Origin of the sequence: Streptomyces sp. WM6386 (assembly GCF_000972385.1) — a bacterium.
GTDB lineage: Bacteria > Actinomycetota > Actinomycetes > Streptomycetales > Streptomycetaceae > Streptomyces.
Genome location: NZ_JXTE01000046.1, coordinates 52,455 through 70,799, shown reverse-complemented (window position 1 = coordinate 70,799; position 18,345 = coordinate 52,455). Strand labels below are relative to the sequence as shown.

Annotated in this window: 12 protein-coding genes; 3 read left to right on the top strand and 9 right to left on the bottom strand. The window is 71.5% G+C overall.

Annotated elements, in window-relative coordinates:
* The 3 genes from TN53_RS26065 to TN53_RS26055 form a co-directional block, all read left to right on the top strand.
* Positions 1–1,439 (top strand): MinD/ParA family ATP-binding protein (locus TN53_RS26065; RefSeq protein WP_159038197.1); only part of this gene is annotated, 1,439 nt, incomplete at its 5' end.
* Positions 1,440–1,598: 159 nt separating this feature from the next.
* Positions 1,599–4,913, top strand: a complete 3,315-nt coding sequence (gene fxsT, locus TN53_RS26060) for an FxSxx-COOH system tetratricopeptide repeat protein (RefSeq protein WP_052745313.1) — start codon at positions 1,599–1,601, stop codon at positions 4,911–4,913.
* Positions 4,910–6,421 carry a TIR domain-containing protein gene (locus TN53_RS26055; RefSeq protein ID WP_046261088.1) on the top strand — a complete coding sequence of 504 codons (1,512 nt, stop codon included), beginning with the start codon at positions 4,910–4,912 and terminating at the stop codon, positions 6,419–6,421. Before fxsT ends, TN53_RS26055 begins: the two co-directional genes overlap by 4 nt.
* Here the strand turns inward: TN53_RS26055 and TN53_RS26050 are convergent.
* From TN53_RS26050 to rimP, 9 genes are all read right to left on the bottom strand, one after another.
* On the bottom strand, positions 6,375–7,331 hold the full coding sequence (locus TN53_RS26050) for a bifunctional riboflavin kinase/FAD synthetase (RefSeq protein ID WP_046261087.1): 957 nt from the start codon (positions 7,329–7,331) through the stop codon (positions 6,375–6,377). The genes TN53_RS26055 and TN53_RS26050 overlap by 47 nt on opposite strands.
* Before the next feature lie 132 nt (positions 7,332–7,463).
* Positions 7,464–11,024: a trypsin-like peptidase domain-containing protein gene (locus tag TN53_RS26045; protein WP_046261086.1), complete on the bottom strand. Its 3,561-nt coding sequence runs from the start codon at positions 11,022–11,024 to the stop codon at positions 7,464–7,466.
* A gap of 233 nt (positions 11,025–11,257) precedes the next feature.
* Positions 11,258–12,163 carry a tRNA pseudouridine(55) synthase TruB gene (gene truB / locus TN53_RS26040; protein ID WP_046261085.1) on the bottom strand — a complete coding sequence of 302 codons (906 nt, stop codon included), beginning with the start codon at positions 12,161–12,163 and terminating at the stop codon, positions 11,258–11,260.
* A complete protein-coding gene (gene rbfA / locus TN53_RS26035; protein WP_046261084.1) occupies positions 12,160–12,606 on the bottom strand; it encodes a 30S ribosome-binding factor RbfA in 447 nt (148 codons plus the stop codon). Before rbfA ends, truB begins: the two co-directional genes overlap by 4 nt.
* 47 nt (positions 12,607–12,653) lie before the next feature.
* Complete coding sequence (locus TN53_RS26030; protein ID WP_046261083.1) at positions 12,654–12,947, bottom strand: DUF503 domain-containing protein; 294 nt, start codon at positions 12,945–12,947, stop codon at positions 12,654–12,656.
* Between the two features lie 135 nt (positions 12,948–13,082).
* Positions 13,083–16,247, bottom strand: a complete 3,165-nt coding sequence (gene infB / locus TN53_RS45585; protein WP_095046731.1) for a translation initiation factor IF-2 — start codon at positions 16,245–16,247, stop codon at positions 13,083–13,085.
* A 163-nt stretch (positions 16,248–16,410) separates the two neighbouring features.
* Positions 16,411–16,692 (bottom strand): YlxR family protein, encoded by a 282-nt coding sequence (locus TN53_RS26015; protein ID WP_095046730.1) that lies wholly within the window; start codon positions 16,690–16,692, stop codon positions 16,411–16,413.
* Positions 16,693–16,806: 114 nt separating this feature from the next.
* On the bottom strand, positions 16,807–17,793 hold the full coding sequence (nusA, locus tag TN53_RS26010) for a transcription termination factor NusA (protein ID WP_046261079.1): 987 nt from the start codon (positions 17,791–17,793) through the stop codon (positions 16,807–16,809).
* Between the two features lie 2 nt (positions 17,794–17,795).
* Positions 17,796–18,293 (bottom strand): ribosome maturation factor RimP, encoded by a 498-nt coding sequence (rimP, locus tag TN53_RS26005; RefSeq protein WP_046261078.1) that lies wholly within the window; start codon positions 18,291–18,293, stop codon positions 17,796–17,798.
* Between the last annotated feature and the right edge of the window lie 52 nt (positions 18,294–18,345).

Below are 18,345 nucleotides of genomic sequence, written 5' to 3'. Positions count from 1 at the left end.
GCTACGGCTTCCCCCAGGCACCCGCGCAGCAGGCCCAGCCCCACCCCGGCGCGCAGCCCCCGGCCGCCGCCCAACAGCCGGGAGCCCCTCCGCAGGCGCCTTACAACCCCCAGGCCCCGCAGGCTCCCCAGCCCCCCATCGACCCCCGCAGCGGCACCGCCTGGCCGCAGCCCATGCAGCACGACCAGCGGCAGATGACCAACCCCGGTGCGGCGCCGCTCGGTTACACCGCTGCCGTGGAGCTGTCCTCGGACCGGCTGCTGAACAACAAGAAGCAGAAGGCGAAGAGCGGCCGTCCCGCCGCCCAGCCCTCCCGCTTCAAGATCGGCGGGAAGAAGGAAGAGGCCGAGCGGCAGCGGAAGTTGGAGCTGATCCGCACGCCCGTGCTGTCCTGCTACCGCATCGCGGTCATCAGCCTCAAGGGCGGCGTCGGCAAGACCACGACCACCACCGCCCTCGGTTCGACCCTCGCCACCGAGCGGCAGGACAAGATCCTCGCCATCGACGCCAACCCGGACGCCGGTACCCTCGGCCGCCGGGTGCGGCGGGAGACCGGGGCCACCATCCGTGACCTCGTCCAGGCGATCCCGTACCTCAACTCGTACATGGACATCCGCCGGTTCACCTCCCAGGCGCCGTCCGGGCTCGAGATCATCGCCAACGACGTCGACCCGGCCGTGTCCACGGCCTTCAACGACGAGGACTACCGGCGGGCCCTCGATGTGCTGGGCAAGCAGTACCCGGTGATCCTCACGGACTCCGGTACCGGTCTGCTCTACTCCGCCATGCGCGGTGTGCTCGACCTCGCCGACCAGCTCATCATCATCTCGACGCCGTCCGTGGACGGTGCGAGCAGCGCGAGCACGACGCTGGACTGGCTGTCGGCGCACGGGTACGCGGATCTCGTGTCGAGGTCCCTCACCGTCATCTCGGGTGTGCGCGAGACCGGCAAGATGATCAAGGTGGACGACATCGTCAGCCACTTCGAGACGCGCTGCCGCGGTGTCGTGGTCGTGCCCTTCGACGAGCACCTCGCGGCCGGTGCCGAGGTCGACCTCGACATGATGCGGCCGAAGGTGCGGGAGTCGTACTTCAACCTCGCGGCGATGGTCGCCGAGGACTTCGTACGCCACCAGCAGATGCACGGCCTGTGGACCAGCGACGGCAACCCGCCCCCGGTGGCGGCCCCGCCACTGCCTGGCCAGGCGATGCCGGGCGGCCAGCCCGCGCCCGGCCAGCCGTACCCGCAGCAGGGCCAGCCCTATCCGCAGCAGCAGCCCCCGCAACAGGGCCAGCCCTACGCCCCCCAGCCGGGCCAGCCTTACCCGCCGCAGGACCAGCAGCCCGGTCAGCCCTACCCGCAGCACCCCCAGCAGCCCGGTCAGCCGTACCCGCCCCAGCCCGGGCAGCCGTACCCGCCCGCGCCTCCGCAGCAGTAGGCGACCTCAACTCCACCCGCCGGGGGCCCGCACGCGCATCGTGCGGGCCCCCGGCGTACCCACAGGTGAGGATGGGTGTTTCCGCCGCGTTCGGCCCCTTCGCCACCTACGATGCAGACGGTGTCCCGGTGTGACCAGGGCGCCCACTGGGGGGGTTGAGTGGAGCAGCGGGTCTTCATCAGTTACGCGGGCGCCGATCGCGCGTGGGCGGAGTGGGTCGCCTGGCAGTTGACCGACGCGGGTTGCAGCACGTTCTTCGACGTACGGGACGTGGCCGTCGGTGAGAACTTCCTGGCACGCATCGAGCGGGAGTTGGACACCGCGGACGCGATGGTCGTCCTGCTCTCCGCCGGTTGGGCGACGTCTTCTTTCGCGGCCGCCGAGATCCGCTCCGGGATACCGCTCGTACCCGTCCGTCTCGACGGCACCCCCATACCCGCGGAGGTCCGCGCCTTCCAGGCGGTCGACCTCGTGGGGGCGGACGAGGCGGAGGCGCGGGACAGGCTGGTCCAGGCCGTCCTCGGCATCCGCTCCGCGCCGAGCGACTCCCCCACCGGACACCTGGTGGGCGAACGGCGGTTGCGCAGACTGGGACTGGCCGGGCCCCGCACGCCCGGCAGCCTGCCCCGGGTGTGGAACCTGCCGGCCCGCAATCCCGGGTTCGTCGGCCGTGACGAGGACCTCTCCCGGCTGCGCGACGAACTGACCGACCGCTCCGAGGTCGTCGTCATGGGACCGGCAGGCAGTGGAAAGACCCAACTGGCCCTGGAATACGCCTACCGCTTCGCAGGCGAGTACGAACTCGTCTGGTGGATCAGGTCCAACCGTCCGATCGAGAAGCAACTCGCCGAACTGGCGGCACGGATCGGCGCGGCGCCCGTCGGCACGCCCCCGGCCGAGGCCACGGAGGCCTTGAAGGCGGAACTGAGGGAGCGCAGCCGCTGGTTGCTCGTCTTCGACGACGTCACGGATCCGACCGAGCTCACACCGCACATGCCGGACGGAGTCGGCCATGTGCTGATCACCGCTCCACCGGCTCTCCAACACAGCGCCCACTCCACCGAGTTCAACCTGGACTTCACCCGAGCGGAGTCCATCGCGCTGCTCCGTTCGACGCTGCCGTCCGTGACCGTGGCGGACGCCGATGCCGTGGCGGCCGCCCTTGACGACCTTCCCCTCGCCCTGGCGCATGCGCTCGCGGTCCTGCGCGACGGCCTGCCCGTGCGGGAGTTCCTGCGGATGCTGACCGTCGACGACGGGGCGGAGCACCACTTCTTCCCGCCCTCGCTCGTCGCGACGGTACACATGGCCGTCGACCGGCTGCGAGCGGCCGGGCCGCCCGGCGTCGCACGTCTCCTGTTCGCCTGTGCTCTTCTCGCGCCCGCTCCGCTGCCAGTAGGGACGAAGCCGAGCTCCGCACGTGGGCTCCCCGATCCGCTGATCGGCGCCCTGCCGGACGGCCAGGCGTTGCCCGAGCTCCTCCAGGCGCTGCGCCGGTACGGCCTCGTCCACGTCCAGGACGAGACCGTACGCCTGCACCCCCTGACCCAGTCCGTGCTGCGGGACCTGCTGCCCGACTCCGAAAGGACGGCCGCGGCCCGGACCGCGGAAGCCCTGCTGCTCTCCGCCGTTCCGGACGACGACAACGAGCCGGGCGCCGAACAGCGTTGGACCGATCTGCTGCCCCACCTGCTGGCCGTGGACCCGGCGGTCCCGGTGACGGCGCAAGGGCGGCACACAGTCCGCGCCGCAGGCGAGCTGCTCATGGAACGGGGCGACGCCTCCGCCGCCCGGGACCGGCTCACACGGCTGTTCCGGTCCTGGTCGTCGGCGCTCGGCGACCAGCATCCGGACACCCTGCTGGCGGCGGTCCTGCTGGCGAAGGCATTGCGGCGCACAGGTGCCGCGGACGCCTCCCGGCAACTGCTGGCGGACATCCTCGATCGCCGCCGGCGCACCCTCGGCGAGGACCACCCGGACACCCTCGTCACCGCCGCCCGGCTCGCCGCGCAGCTGGGTGAGGACGGCGAACCGCTGGAAGCCTCGCGGCTCGCCGAGGAAACCCTGGGCCGGATGCGCCGGGTCCTGGGCGAGGACCATCCCGTCACGCTCACCCTGGCCGCCAACCTCGCCGTGGACCTCCGGGACCTGGGCGACACGGACGGCGCGCTGCGACTCGTCGAGGAGGTGCTCGTACGGCGTCGGCGTGTCCTCGGTCAGGATCACCCGGACTCCCTCGCTGCCGCCGCGGACCTCGCCGCCCTGCGGGCCGGTCACGGCGCCACGGAGGCCGCCCGGGACCTGGCGGAGGAGGTCTACGTACGCCGCCGACGCGTGCTCGGCGAGCTGCACCCGGACACGGTGGCGACGGCCAGGCTGCTGATCAGGCTGCTCACGGACCTCGGCAAGCAGGACTCGGCGCAGGAGCTGGATGAGTACATGTCCGCCCGGTCGACGGACGCGCTCCAGGAGAGCGGCGTGCCCGCGCCCTCGTCGCGCGCCAAGGCCGGTGCACCCCTGGCCTGGTGGTCGCGGATCGGCTCGGTTCTTCCCCCGACGGATGACGGCGACCACACCGGCGAACTCGCCCTCGGGTCGTGGCTGCGTCGGCGCGACGTGGTCTCGCCCCGGGACGCGGGCTCCGACGCCACCTGGCACGAGTCCGCGCGTGGCAGCTCTGCGACAGCCCTGCATCCCCGATCGGTCGGGGGCCCCTCGGACGTGCTGCTGAGCTACGCGGAGCACGACGAGAACTGGGCCGAGTGGGCGGCGTCACACCTGGAAGAGGCGGGTCACACGGTGGGCCTGCACGCGGTGGACGCGCGGGGCGAAGGTACCGAACTGCCCGCGCTTCTCTCCCGGCACACGGGGGCCGTGCTGGCGCTGATCTCCACCGCCTACCTTTCCGCGACGGGTCTCGCGGACGAGTCCGAGATTTCCAGGCTGCGGCTGCTGGACGCGCTGGCGCGGCGGCAACTGGTCCCGATCGTGATCGAGCGGCCCGAGCCACGGCTGCCCGCTCAGCTGGCCCAGCACGCCGCCGGACCTCCGCTGGCGGAGCTGGACGAGGAGGCGGCCCGCGAACTGCTGGACTACGCCGTACGGTCGCCGCACAGGCCCGTCGTGGAACGGGAGTTCCCGGGCACGTCCAGTGAGCCGTCGTGGAGTCTCGTACTGGAACGGCAGCTCGTCAACGCGCTGCTCAACTCCGCTTTCATCGCCTCGCCCGGCGAGCGGGACAGGTGGCTGGAGCTCATCGACGCGGCCGCACGGCAACCCATCTCGCGGTCCGTGCCCCGCGCTGTCGGAGCCAGGACGGACATAGCGTGCATCGTGCGGACGTGTCTGCGTTACCCCGACGGTCTGACAGCCATGGCTCAGGCGCTTGAGTTGCTGGACGACCCGGACTCCGCCGAAGTGCGGGAGGTGCGGCGGATCGTCGACCGGATCGAGCTCCTCCGGGACGCCGTGTGAGCGACGCGGACCACTGGTTCTTCACGAGCTACTCCGAACTCGACGAGGACGTGCCCTACGTCCAACGCTTCCATGCGGATGTCGAGAAGGAGGTGCGGGCCCAACTCGGCAAGCGGACTCCGGGCAGTGGCTTTCTGGACCGGGAGACCATCGAGCCGGGCAACCGGTGGCGGCAGCGGCTGATGTACGGGGCCTGCACCACGCGGACGATGCTGGCCCTGTACAGCCCGAGCTACTTTCAGAGCGAGTGGTGCGCCCGTGAGTGGACGACGTTCTCCGAGCGCATGAACCGACACCGCCGAGACAGCGGGGCGGAGGACGAACACCTGCTGGGCGTCAGCTGGCGCATCGGGCCGATGAGCCGGCCGGACGGCCTCGACGACCAGATCCTGACGGGCCACTTCGGCCCGGACTACGCGGAGTCGGGACTCTTCCACCTCGTCCCCGAGGAGAACGAGCCCAAGAGCAAGGAGTACAAGAAGATCGTTCTGGCGGTCGCCAAACGGCTGGCCACCGTCCTGTACAACGGCGCAGACCTTCCGCACCTCGAAGTGACGGAGGCACGGGCCCTGACCCCGCTCTTCGGCCCGGAGCGGCTGCGCCCTGTCGACGTCGTGATCGTCTACACCGACCTGGACGACGACTCGGAGTGGGGACTGTGGGCCATCGACGAACTGGGCAAGCAGGGCTACGACGTCGACGCGGAGGTCGTCTCGGCCGCCGACCGGAGCACGGTCGAACGGCTCCGGCGAGCACTCCATCGAGCTGACCGGGTGCTGGTCCTGGTCTCGGGCTCGTTCTTCTCGCACGGCGACATGTCGGCCGCCGCCCTCGATCTGGCGCTCAGCGAGGGTTCGAGCGACTGGCTGCGGATGATCCCGGTCTTCCTCGACCCACCCGAACCCCGGGCGATGCCCGTCTCGTTCCGTCAGTTCCCGGGACTGGCGCTGCGCGACCTCGACGAGGGCAGCGCCAGAGATCTGCTCGTCCAGTCGGCTGAGGCGCTCGCGCAGACCTCGGGGAGGCCCACCGGGATGGGTTCGCGGTTCCCGGGCGGACGAACCCCGGGCACCGGATACCCCGGCGGGATCACGGCCGGAACCCCGACCACGCCCGCACAGCTCCACATCCCCCTGGTCAACGCGCTGCTCAAGGCCGATTCGATCAGCGATGGCATCATCCGGCCGATCTGGGTCCGGCAGACGGGCATTGACGTCGGCTCGCTGGACGTCGGCGGCCTGCCGCCACGCCCCCTGCTCTTCGAGCTGATCGACCTGAGCGTGCGCCAGACGGGCGACTGCTCCGTGCTCGCCACCGCCCTGGACGCCCTGGAACCGGGTTCACAGGCGTCCCAGCAGGTCGAACGGATCGTCCGCCGCCTGCGCGAAGCCCGGAACACGGCCCGAAAGGAACTCGGGAGTCCGACCGAGGAACCCGTTCAGCAGCCGGCTCCCGGCGACGTCAGCCCTCGACCTCGGCCGCCGAAATCAGCTCTCGGCACTTCTTGACGTCCTCGGCCATCTGCTCCAGCAACGCCTCCAGCGAGTCGAACTTCGCCTGGCCGCGTACATACGCGAGGAAGTCGACGGCGACGTGCAGGCCGTAGAGGTCGAGGCCGACGCGGTCGATGGCGTAGGCCTCGACCGTGCGCTCGGTGCCGTCGAACTGTGGGTTGGTGCCGACGGAGATCGCGGCCGGCATCGCCTCGCCCTGGGCGTGCAGCCAGCCGGCGTAGACGCCGTCGGCGGGGATGGCGGTGTGCGGGAGGGTCTCGACGTTGGCCGTGGGGAAGCCCAGCTCGCGGCCGCGCTGTGCGCCTCGGACGACCACGCCCTCGACCCGGTGCGGGCGGCCCAGGATCTCGTGGGCGCCCTCGACGTCGCCGCCGGCGACCAGGCGGCGGGTGAGGGTGGAGGAGAACGGCTCGCCGCCGCCCGCCTCGCCGGACACGAACAGGTCGATGACCTCGACCTCGAAGTCGTACGTCTTGCCCTGCTCGGCGAGGAACTCCACGTTCCCCGCGGCCTTGTGGCCGAAGCGGAAGTTGGGGCCCTCGACGACCGCCTTGGCGTGCAGCTTGTCGACCAGGACCTTGACGACGAACTCGGCCGGCGAGAGCTTCGAGAACTCCGTCGTGAAGGGCAGGATGAGAATCGCGTCCACGCCCAGCTCCGCCATCAGCTCGGCGCGACGGTGGTGCGGGGCCAGCAGGGGCGGGTGGCTGCCGGGGCGGACGACCTCGCTGGGGTGCGGGTCGAAGGTGACGACGACGGCGGGAACGCCCAGCTCACGGGCGCGTTCCACGGCATGCCGGATGATCAGCTGGTGTCCGCGGTGGACTCCGTCGTAGGAGCCGATGGTGACGACGCTGCGTCCCCAGTCCTCGGGGATGTCCTCCAAGCCACGCCAGCGCTGCACTGTGACCGCTCCTCGTCGAACCTGTGTCCGTATGTACGGCTTATCTCTTACGCAGGTCTAAGGGTGCCATGCCGCGTCGCTCCGGCCCGCATCGGCATGGGCGCTGTGACTCGACGCACGTAGGACGGCGGGTCAGGCGGGGACGCGTACGCCTGCCAGGTTCTCGATCATCCGGCGGGTACTGGGGCCGACCACCGCCGCCCACTGCTGCGGAGCGTCGGTCAGCCAGCCCGCCACCTGCGCGGCGAAGCCCGGCGTCAGACGGCCGAGATCGACGAGGCCGCGGTCGAAACGGGCCGCGCCCTCCGGGGTGCGGACGAGGAGGAGGCCGGTGCGGTGGACGAGTTCACGCAGTCCGTCGTCGGCGTGGCGGGCGGCGGCGCGCAGGAGGGCGTCCAGGACGGCGGGCGCGTGCTCGTGGCTCAGCAGGAATTCGAGCAGTTCGCGACGGAGGGGGCGGGAGGCCGGGGCGCCGGGGGTGGCCAGTATGGCGGCGAGGGCAGCCCGCACCTCCTCCGAGCCGCCGTCCAGCAGGCCGGTGACCAGAGGGAGGAGCACCGCCCGCGCACCCGGCCCCTGGTCGAGGCGCCGGTCGACGTACGCGGCCATGTCCGCCGCGGTCTCCGGGCGCCGCTCCACCGCCTCCCGCACGAGCACGGCGATCCGGCGGGCCTGCGTGGGTGTGGTGACGTCGGCGAGGGTGCGCAGGGCCGCTCCGCCACCGGGGCGGCGCAGCCGGGCGCGGAAGGCGTCGAGGACCGGCTCCGGGTGGGTGGCCAGGGCGGCGACCAGCGCGCTCGGCGGGAACTGCGGGTCGCCGGCCATGAAGTGGCCGAGGGCCTGCGGGAGATGACGGGCACGCGTGCGTGGATCGCGGACGAGGAGGGCGAGCGCGCCGCCGTGCAGGGTGCAGTCGGCGGGGCGGGCCAGCAGGGTGAGGGCGGCGTAGCGCAGCAGCTCGCGGTCGGCCTCCGTCGTCACGTGCGGGGCGGCGCGCAGGCCGTACGCCACCGCCGCGACCCGCCGGTCAGGGCGTTCGTCGTGCGCCCATCGGTCCACGGCCCGGCACACCGCCGACGGTTCGTCCTCCGCGAGCACGGCGAGCAGCTCGTCGGCCCGCCGGTGCGCGCAGTCGACGAGCACCTCGGTGAGCTCGTCGAGGGCCAGCTGCCGGTGGGTGTGCAGCAGCGCCTGCGCGGCCTTCGCGACGGTCGCGTGCGGGGTGGCGGGCAGCGGGCGCTCATCGTCGAACCAGCGCGTCAGATGCGGTGATACGGCGGTGGGGTCGGCGGCGAGCAGCCCGGAGGCCGCGTCCAGGAAACGGGGGGCGGTGTCGTGCGCGGGGCCGTCGGCGAGGACGAGACGGCGGAGCAGGTCGAAGAGGGTGATCGGGGGGAGCGGGAGGGCCAGCCAGAAGTCGGGGGCGAACTCGGTGGCTCGGACGGGGTGTTGTCCGTGCCCCTGGTCGCGTCCTTGGCGCCGCCAGTGCACCACGCGGTCCGCGAGCAGGCGCAGTACGCCCGTGTACGGCGTCGCGTCGGGTACGCGGAGCAGGGACTCGGTGAGGAGACGGGCCGCCCACCAGGAGTCGGGGTCGGTGTCCAGCGCCTGGATCAACTCCTCCAGGCGGAGGGCGAGTCGGGGGGTGCCGTGCTGGCGGGACTGGAGGAGCAGTGCCTGGACGACCGGGCCGATGCGGTGGTGCGGCACCGGGAAGGGGTGCGGGCTGTGGCGGTGGACCAGGGCGCGCAGGGCCTCGTCCAGGTCGAGGTGCATGCCCTGGATCCAGTCGGCGAGTTCCTCGTGGGCGAAGCGGTAGCCGTTGCCGGCGGGGACCAGGAGGCCTTCGGTGAGGACGGCGGACGCCCAGCCGGTGCCGCCGCCGAGCCGGGCGGGGGCCTGGCCCCAGGGGAACACCGCCTCGAACGACTCGCGGTCCAGCTCGCCCTGGCCCGGGCCGAGGCTGCGGCGGGCGGCCTCGTGCACCTGGCCGGAGACCTTTGCGGCGAGGCGGCGTACGGCGGTGCCGCGCAGCCCGTTCTCGGCGGCGAGGCGGACGCTGATGCGGAGGCACATCAGGTCGAGGTGGGCGGCGAAGACGTCGTGGCGGTCCGCGCGGGTGCCGGGGATGCCACGGGTGGCGGGGGTGTCGGTGTCAGGGAGGGCGGCTCGGACCTCGGAGAGGAGGCGGAGGGTGAGGGGGTGGCGGGCGTCGGTGTCCGTGAGGGCGCCCTCGGGGATGCCGTAGCGGGCCCGGGCTTGGCGGGCTTCGTCCTCGTGCAGGTCGGCGAGGTGCACGCAGGGCGGTTTCTCGTCCTCGAACGCCGGACGGGCTGGAAGTGGCTCAGCATCCGAGCTGTGCAGTGTTCCTCCCGGGAACCCCTCCCCCGCCCGCTCCCAGTACTCCTCCCGGCACGCCACCACCAGCCGTGCCCTCGTCTCCTCCAGCCAGGTCGCCGTCCCGTCGGTCCACTCCGTGAGGCGGTGGGCCAGGACGGGTGGCATCTCCTCGGGGCCGTCGAGGAGGAGGAGCAGGGGGCGGCCGTCGGTGTGGGCGAGCCGGGCCAGGCGCTCAGGGGTCACGTCGCCCAGGTCCGCGACGTGCACCGAGCGCGACGCGGCTACGATCCGTGCCGCCCGGGTCAGCGCCCTGCGTGCCGCGTCCGCGACCGAGGTGTCGTCGTCCCCCAGGTCCGCGCCGCGCAGCCACAGTGTCGGGGCGGGTCGGGCACCCCGGTTGCGGCGGGCGGCGAGGGACACGAGTTCTGTCGTACGACCGCTGCCGGGTGGGCCGACGAGGGCGAGGACGGCGGCCGGGCCATCGGCGAAGGCCTCGAACTCCGTTGCCGTGGCCGCCCGTTGGACCGGTGTCACCGACCAGGGGGTGCCGGTGCTCGTCCGGCCGACGTAACCCGCGAGCGCACCCGGCGGGCCGTCCTGGCCCACCGATGTCGCCGTCAGTTCGAGTACGCCCGCGAGGTTGAGGTCCACGCCGTACGCGGGGACGGTCGCCGCGTTCTCGGCGAGGAGCTCGGCGAGCGGGCCGGGCGGTGCCGGGAGCAGGGGTACCGCGAACCCGGCGTCCCGGCCGCCGCCCTGCAGCGCGGTGCCGAGGACGCCGACCACCGCGCCGGTCGCGGCGTCGAGCACCGGTCCGCCGGCCGCCCCGCCGCCCAGCCGCAGCGCGTCCCGCCCGGCCGTGCCGATCGCCAACTCCAGTGCACCGTCTAGGAGATGGAAGCGATCCGTCGCCGTGTACGTCACGGCGGCCACGCCGAGCACCCTCGCCTCACGCCAGCACCCGGCGGCGATCCGCACATAGGCACCGGTCTCGATCCGGTCCCGCACGGTGACGGGGAGCGGGTCGACGCCGAGCCCCTCGGTCCGTACGAGGGCCAGGTTCAGCTCGGGCAGGGCGGTCACCGCGTCGGCGGTCACCACGCAGTGGCGGTCCTCGGTGGCGTAGAGCAGAAGCCTCGGCAGTCCGTCGACGGCCTCATGGCTGGTGATCACGGTACCGTGGTGGTCGGCCATGAAACCGGTGCCCCGGGGGCGGCCGGCCAAGTCGTGGATCCGGACAAGGGATTCGTCGCGTGCGTGTCCCGGCCCGGAAGTCGCGCCGCAGGACGCGGAGTGCTCGCTCTCACCCGCGCGTCGGCGGCCGCCCGCAGTCCGCGGGCCCCGTCCCGCCATGGTCGAACCTCCCCGCCGTGCCCTGCCCTGTCTTCGACGGTAGGCACCAGGTGATCGGCGGGACAGACCGCGCGGTGAACGCGCCCCCGTCCGCTCCCCCGCTTCACTCCGAGCGCCTGCCCGCACGGGTGAATGGGAGGGGATCGGTGGATACACCCTAGGGGTGGGGGAACCGAGGGGGGACCGTGGAGCGGCGGACAACTCCGTGACCGCCGCTCCACGGGCAGAGCGTCTCAGCCGAAGACGGCGAGGCTCTTCGCCTTGCCCTTCTGCTCCTCCACGAGGGCCAGCAGCCGGCCCTCGGGGGCGAAGACGGCGATGGTGCCGCGGCCCGTGTACTCGTCGGGCATCTCCAGGCGTACGCCGTTGGTGAGCAGCCGGGCCCGCCTCTCGTCCACGTCCCAGCGCGGGAACGCGGCCGCGGCCGCGTCGGCGATCGGCATCACCGTCAGCTCCTGCTGGTGCTGCTCCAGGGTCTTGGCCGCGTCCAGCTTGTACGGGCCGACCCGCGTGCGCCGCAGAGCGGTGAGGTGGCCGCCCACGCCCAGGTCCGCGCCCAGGTCACGGGCCAGCGCCCGGATGTACGTACCGGACGAGCAGACCACCGAGACGACCAGGTCCTGGACGGGCGTGCCGTCCTCGGCGAGGGCGTCCCGGACGTCGTACACCGCGAAGGACGAGATCTTCACGGGCCGGGCGGGGATTTCGAACTCCTCGCCGTCACGTGCCCGCTTGTAGGAGCGCACACCGTTGATCTTGATGGCGCTGACCTTGGACGGCACCTGCATGATGTCGCCGCTCAGCTTGGCGATCCCCGCGTCGACGGCGTCCCGGGTGACCTTCGAGGCGTCTGTCGAGCCCGTGATCTCGCCCTCGGCGTCATCGGTCAGGGTGGTCTGACCCAGGCGGATCGTGCCCAGGTATTCCTTCTCGGTGAGCGCGAGGTGCCCGAGGAGCTTGGTCGCCTTCTCGACGCCGAGGACGAGCACTCCGGTCGCCATCGGGTCGAGGGTGCCGGCGTGTCCGACGCGGCGGGTCTTCGCGATCCCGCGCATCTTGGCGACCACGTCGTGCGAAGTGAAGCCCGACGGCTTGTCGACGATGACAAGCCCGTCGGGCGTCTGGTTCTTCTGTGTCATTCGGCGGTGTCGTCCTCGTCTTCACCCGGCTTCTTGTACGGGTCCGCCTCACCGGCGTAGGCGGCACCGGCCGAGACCTCGCGCACCTTCTCGTCGGACTGGCGCGCCTTGTCGAGGAGGTCCTCGATGGTCTTGGCGGTGTCCGGAAGCGCGTCCGCCATGAAGGTCAGCGTCGGCGTGAACTTCACACCCGCCGCCGCGCCCACCGCGGAACGCAGCACGCCCTTGGCGCTCTCCAGACCGGCGGCCGCGGCCGCGCGCTCCTCGTCGTCCCCGTACACCGTGTAGAAGACGGTCGCCTCCCGGAGGTCACCCGTGACCCGGGTGTCCGTGATGGTGACGTGCGAGCCGAGCCGCGGGTCCTTGATCCCGCGCTGCAGCTTCTGGGCCACCACCTCCCGGATGAGGTCCGCCAGCCTCTTCGCCCGCGCGTTGTCGGCCACTGGTCCGTCTCCTTAAGTGTCTTGCTTCTTGCTGAGTCTTCGCCGCTTCAGTCTTCGTCGCCGTGGAGTCTGCGTCGAACCGAGAGCAGTTCCACCTCGGGCCGCCCGGCGACCAGCCGCTCACAGCGGTCCAGTACGTCGGTGAGGTGTCCGGTGTCCCCGGAGACCATCGCCAGCCCGATCTCGGCCCTGCGATGGAGGTCCTGGTTGCCCGTCTCCGCCGCGCTCACCGCGTACTTGCGCTGGAGCTCGGCCACGATCGGACGGACGAGAGAGCGTTTCTCCTTGAGCGAGTGAACGTCGCCGAGGAGCAGATCGAAGGACAGAGTCCCCACATACATGTGTGTTCCGGATGTCCCGCCGGTTCGGGGTATGGGCGCCGCGTCGACGCCGATACAGGAACCGTACACGCAACGGCCGGGGCCGATCGACGGATATTACGTCCGCCGATCGGCCCCGATCGCGTGCTACGACAATCAGCCGCGCGGCTTCTCGCGCATCTCGTACGTCGCGATGACGTCGTCGATCTTGATGTCGTTGAAGTTGCCGAGGTTGATACCGCCCTCGAACCCTTCGCGGATCTCGGTGACGTCGTCCTTGAAGCGGCGCAGACCGGAGATGTTGAGGTTCTCCGCGATGACCTTGCCGTCGCGGACGAGTCGAGCCTTCGTGTTGCGCTTGACCTCGCCCGAGCGGACCAGGACACCGGCGATGTTGCCCAGCTTGGACGACTTGAAGACCTCGCGGATCTCCGCCGTGCCGAGCTCGACCTCCTCGTACTCCGGCTTGAGCATGCCCTTGAGGGCCGCCTCGATCTCCTCGATGGCCTGGTAGATCACCGAGTAGTACCGGACGTCGACGCCCTCGCGCTCCGCCATCTGCGCCGCGCGGCCCGCAGCGCGGACGTTGAAGCCGATGACGATGGCGTCGGAGCCGGTCGCCAGGTTGATGTCGGACTCGGTGACCGCACCCACACCGCGGTGCAGGACACGGATGTCGACCTCGTCGCCGACGTCGAGCTGGAGCAGCGAGGACTCGAGAGCCTCCACCGAACCGGACGCGTCGCCCTTGATGATGAGGTTGAGTTCCTGCACCAGACCGGCCTTGAGGGCCTCGTCCAGGTTCTCCAGGGAGAACCGGACGCCACGCCGGGCGAAGTTGGCGTTGCGCTCGCGCGCCGCGCGCTTCTCGGCGATCTGACGTGCCGTGCGGTCCTCGTCGACGACCAGGAAGTTGTCGCCGGCGCCCGGGACGTTGGTGAGACCCAGGACCAGGACGGGGGTCGACGGACCCGCTTCCTCGACGTTGTTGCCGTTGTCGTCGAGCATGGCCCGGACTCGGCCGTACGCGTCGCCGACCACCATGGTGTCGCCGATGCGCAGCGTGCCGCGCTGGACCAGGACCGTGGAGACGGCACCGCGGCCGCGGTCGAGGTGGGACTCGATCGCAATACCCTGCGCGTCCTGCTCCGGGTTGGCCCGCAGGTCGAGCGAGGCGTCCGCGGTGAGGACCACGGCCTCCAGCAGGCTCTCGATGTTGAGGCCCTGCTTGGCGGAGATGTCGACGAACATGGTGTCGCCGCCGTACTCCTCGGCCACCAGACCGAACTCGGTGAGCTGACCGCGCACCTTGGTCGGGTCCGCGCCCTCGACGTCGATCTTGTTGACCGCGACCACGATCGGCACGTCGGCCGCCTTGGCGTGGTTCAACGCTTCGATCGTCTGGGGCATCACACCGTCGTTGGCCGCCACCACGAGGATCGCGATGTCGGTCGACTTGGCACCACGGGCACGCATGGCGGTGAACGCCTCGTGACCCGGGGTGTCGATGAAGGTGATCCTGCGCTCTTCGCCGTTGACCTCGGTCGCGACCTGGTACGCACCGATGTGCTGCGTGATACCGCCGGCCTCGCCCGCGACGACGTTCGTCTTGCGGATGGTGTCGAGGAGGCGGGTCTTACCGTGGTCGACGTGACCCATGACGGTGACGACCGGCGGACGGACCACCAGGTCCTCCTCGTCGCCCTCGTCCTCGCCGAACTCGATGTCGAAGGACTCGAGAAGCTCGCGGTCCTCCTCCTCGGGGCTGACGATCTCGAGGATGAAGTTCATCTCGTCCGCGAGGAGCTTCAGCGTCTCGTCGGAGACGGACTGCGTGGCAGTGACCATCTCGCCGAGGTTCATCATCACGCCGACGAGCGACGCCGGGTTGGCGTTGATCTTCTCCGCGAAGTCGGTGAGGGACGCACCGCGCGACAGGCGGACGGACTGTCCGTTGCCGCGAGGCAGCATCACGCCGCCGACCGACGGGGCCTGCATGGCCTCGTACTCCTGGCGCCTCTGCCGCTTCGACTTGCGACCACGACGCGCGGGACCGCCGGGACGACCGAAGGCGCCCTGCGTGCCACCACGGCCACCGGGACCACCGGGACGACCGCCGAAGCCGGGACGACCGCCGCCGCCGGGACCGCCCGGACCACCGGGACGACCGGCGAAGCCGCCGCCACCGCCACCGGGACCGCCGGGACGACCGGCGAAGCCGCCGCCACCGCCACCGGGACCGCCCGGACGACCGGCGAAGCCGCCGCCGCCACCGGGACGACCGCCGCCACCGCCACCAGGACGACCGCCGCCACCGCCACCAGGACCGCGGCCGCCGGGGCCACCGCCACCGGGACGCGGGCCGGCAGCCGGACGCTGCGGCATCATGCCGGGGTTCGGACGCGGGCCGCCGCCGGGACGCGGAGCGCCGCCCTGCGGACGGGGCATGCCGCCCGGGGAGGGACGAGCGCCGCCCGGAGCCTGCGGACGGGCACCGCCCGCCGCGCCCTGGGGACGGGGACCACGGTCCTGGCCCTGCGGACGCGGAGCGCCGCCGGGACGGTCACCGGGGCCACCCTGGCCGCCGGGACGCGGGGCGCCGCCCGGACGGGGCGCCTGCGGGCGCGCCATGCCGGTGGAGCCACCAGAGGTGAAGGGATTGTTGCCCGGACGGGGACCGGCCGGACGGGCACCGGGACGCGAGGCCTGTCCACCCGGACGCGGGGCGCCCGGACGGTCGCCGCGGTCGCCACGGTCACGACCCTGGCCGCCACCCTGACCGGGGCCACCGGCAGGACGAGGAGCACCCGGACGCGGCGCCTGCTGGCCGGCCGGACGCGGGGCGCCCGGACGCGCACCGGAGCCCTGACCGGAGCCCTGGGAGGCCGGCGGCGTGGCCGGAGCCGGGGCCGACGGGGGTGCCGTGAACTCGGGCGTGGTCGGAGCCGGGGACGCCGGCGCGGGGCGCGGCGCGGGCTTCGGGCCCGGAGTGGGACGGGGGCCGGGAGCGGCCGACGCGGCGGGAGCCGCGGGCGTCTCGGCAACGGCCGGCTTGGGGGCCGGCGGGCGCGGGGCGGCCGGACGGGCAGCCTGCGCCGGAGAGGGGGCGCCCGGCTTGGCCGGGGCAGCCTTGCGGGCGGGGGCGGGCTTGCCGCCTCCGTTGCCCTGCTGAAGGGCGTCCGTCAACTTACGGACGACGGGCGCTTCGATGGTCGAAGACGCCGAACGGACGAATTCACCGAGTTCTTGGAGCTTGGCCATGACGACCTTGCTCTCCACCCCGAACTCCTTGGCGAGTTCGTATACCCGGACCTTAGCCACTTCGCTCCTTTTAGGTCCGGGTTGCGTCCGGACCGTCGCTACTTCATGGGCGTACTCATCGCGTGCTCATCGAGTGCTCATCGCAATCTCGACCTACTTCCAACTCGCGGGGTACCAGGGCCGCACGGGGGTTCCGTGCGACGCTCCTTGCGGTGTTGCCTGCTCAGCAACTGTCTGTCTGCTCGACGTACTGGCGCAACGCCTTTACGTCGAGCGCTCCCGGGGCGCGAAGCGCCCTCGTGAACGCCCGGCGGCGTACCGCCTGGTCGAGACAGACCAGGGCGGGGTGCACATAGGCGCCCCGGCCGGGCAGCGTACCGCGAGGATCGGGGACGCATGCGTCCTTGATCGCCACGGTGCGCAGCAGATCGGTCTTGGCCGCTCGCTGCCTGCACCCCACACAGGTGCGTTCAGGGCATGCGCGGGCGTGCGTCCGGCCAGACACTGCTAAGTCTACCTCCCCGTAGCGACCTCACCCCTTTGGGGTAGCGATCGAACGGTTGTTGTCGTGATCTCAGCCCTGTTGGGCCGAGATCTATTCCCGATCGTGATCCGGAACCTATTCGCTCGGCTGTTCGATGTCCGGGCGGATGTCGATCCGCCAGCCGGTCAGACGAGCCGCAAGCCGGGCATTCTGCCCTTCCTTGCCGATCGCCAGCGACAGCTGGTAGTCCGGCACCGTCACGCGCGCGGAGCGGGCCGCGAGATCGACGACCTCCACCTTGGAGACCCGGGCCGGGGAGAGCGCGTTCGCCACCATCTCGGCCGGGTCGTCCGACCAGTCGACGATGTCGATCTTCTCGCCGTTCAGCTCACCCATGACGTTGCGCACCCGCCCGCCCATGGGGCCGATGCAGGCACCCTTGGCGTTCAGTCCGGAACGGGTGGACCGTACGGCGATCTTCGTCCGGTGACCGGCCTCACGCGCGATGGCGGAGATCTCCACCGAACCGTCGGCGATCTCCGGCACCTCCAGGGCGAAGAGCTTCTTCACCAGATTGGGATGTGTGCGCGACAGCGTGACGGACGGACCGCGCACACCCCTCGCCACCCGTACGACGTACGACCGAAGCCGCAGACCGTGCGGATACGTCTCACCGGGGACCTGCTCCTGCACCGGCAGGATGGCCTCCAGCTTGCCGATGTCGACGAGCACGTTCTTCGGGTCACGGCCCTGCTGGACCACGCCCATGACGATGTCGCCCTCACGGCCGGCGTACTCGCCGAGCGTCGCGTCGTCCTCCGCGTCGCGCAGCCGCTGCAGGATGACCTGCTTGGCGGTGGTGGCGGCGATACGGCCGAAGCCGGACGGGGTGTCGTCGAACTCCCGGGCCTCCTGGCCCTCCTCGAGGTCCTCGGGGTCCTCCTTCGCCCACACCGTCACGTGGCCGGTTTCCCGGTTGAGCTCCACGCGCGCGTGGCGGCGGCTTCCCTCGGTGCGGTGATAGGCGATGAGGAGGGCCGACTCGATCGCCTCGACCAGCAGGGGGAAGGAGATCTCCTTCTCCCGTACCAAGCCCCGCAGGGCACTCATGTCGATGTCCACGGCTACGCCTCCTCTTCCTTCTTGTCCTTGCGGTTGAACTCGACCTGCACGCGCGCCTTGTCGATGTCGGAGAAGGCGAGTCTGCGGCTGGTGGCCTTGCGGCCCTTGACTCCGGGCACCTCGACGTCCAGACCCTCGTCGTCGACCTCAAGGATCCGTGCGATCACTTCGCCGCCCTCGGTCAGCTGGAACTTCACCAGCCGGTCCACGGCGCGCACATAGTGGCGGTGCTCCTTGAGGGGGCGCTCCGCGCCCGGGGTGCCGACCTCGAGGGTGTACTCGCCCTCGCCCATCGCGTTCGTCTCGTCGAGCTTCGCCGAGAGCGCGCGGCTCACATCGGCGATCTGGTCCAGGTCCGCCCCGGTGTCGGAGTCGACGACGACGCTGAGCACCCGCTTCCGTCCTACGGAGTCCACTGAGATCTCTTCCAGATCCAGACCCTGGGAGCTGACGAGCGGTTCCAGGAGCTCTCGCAGCCTCTCGCTCTGGGTGGTGCTCATCCGGGTGACTCCTCGGCCGCGTGTGCTGTTGTGGGTAGGTCGCGTGTCTGGT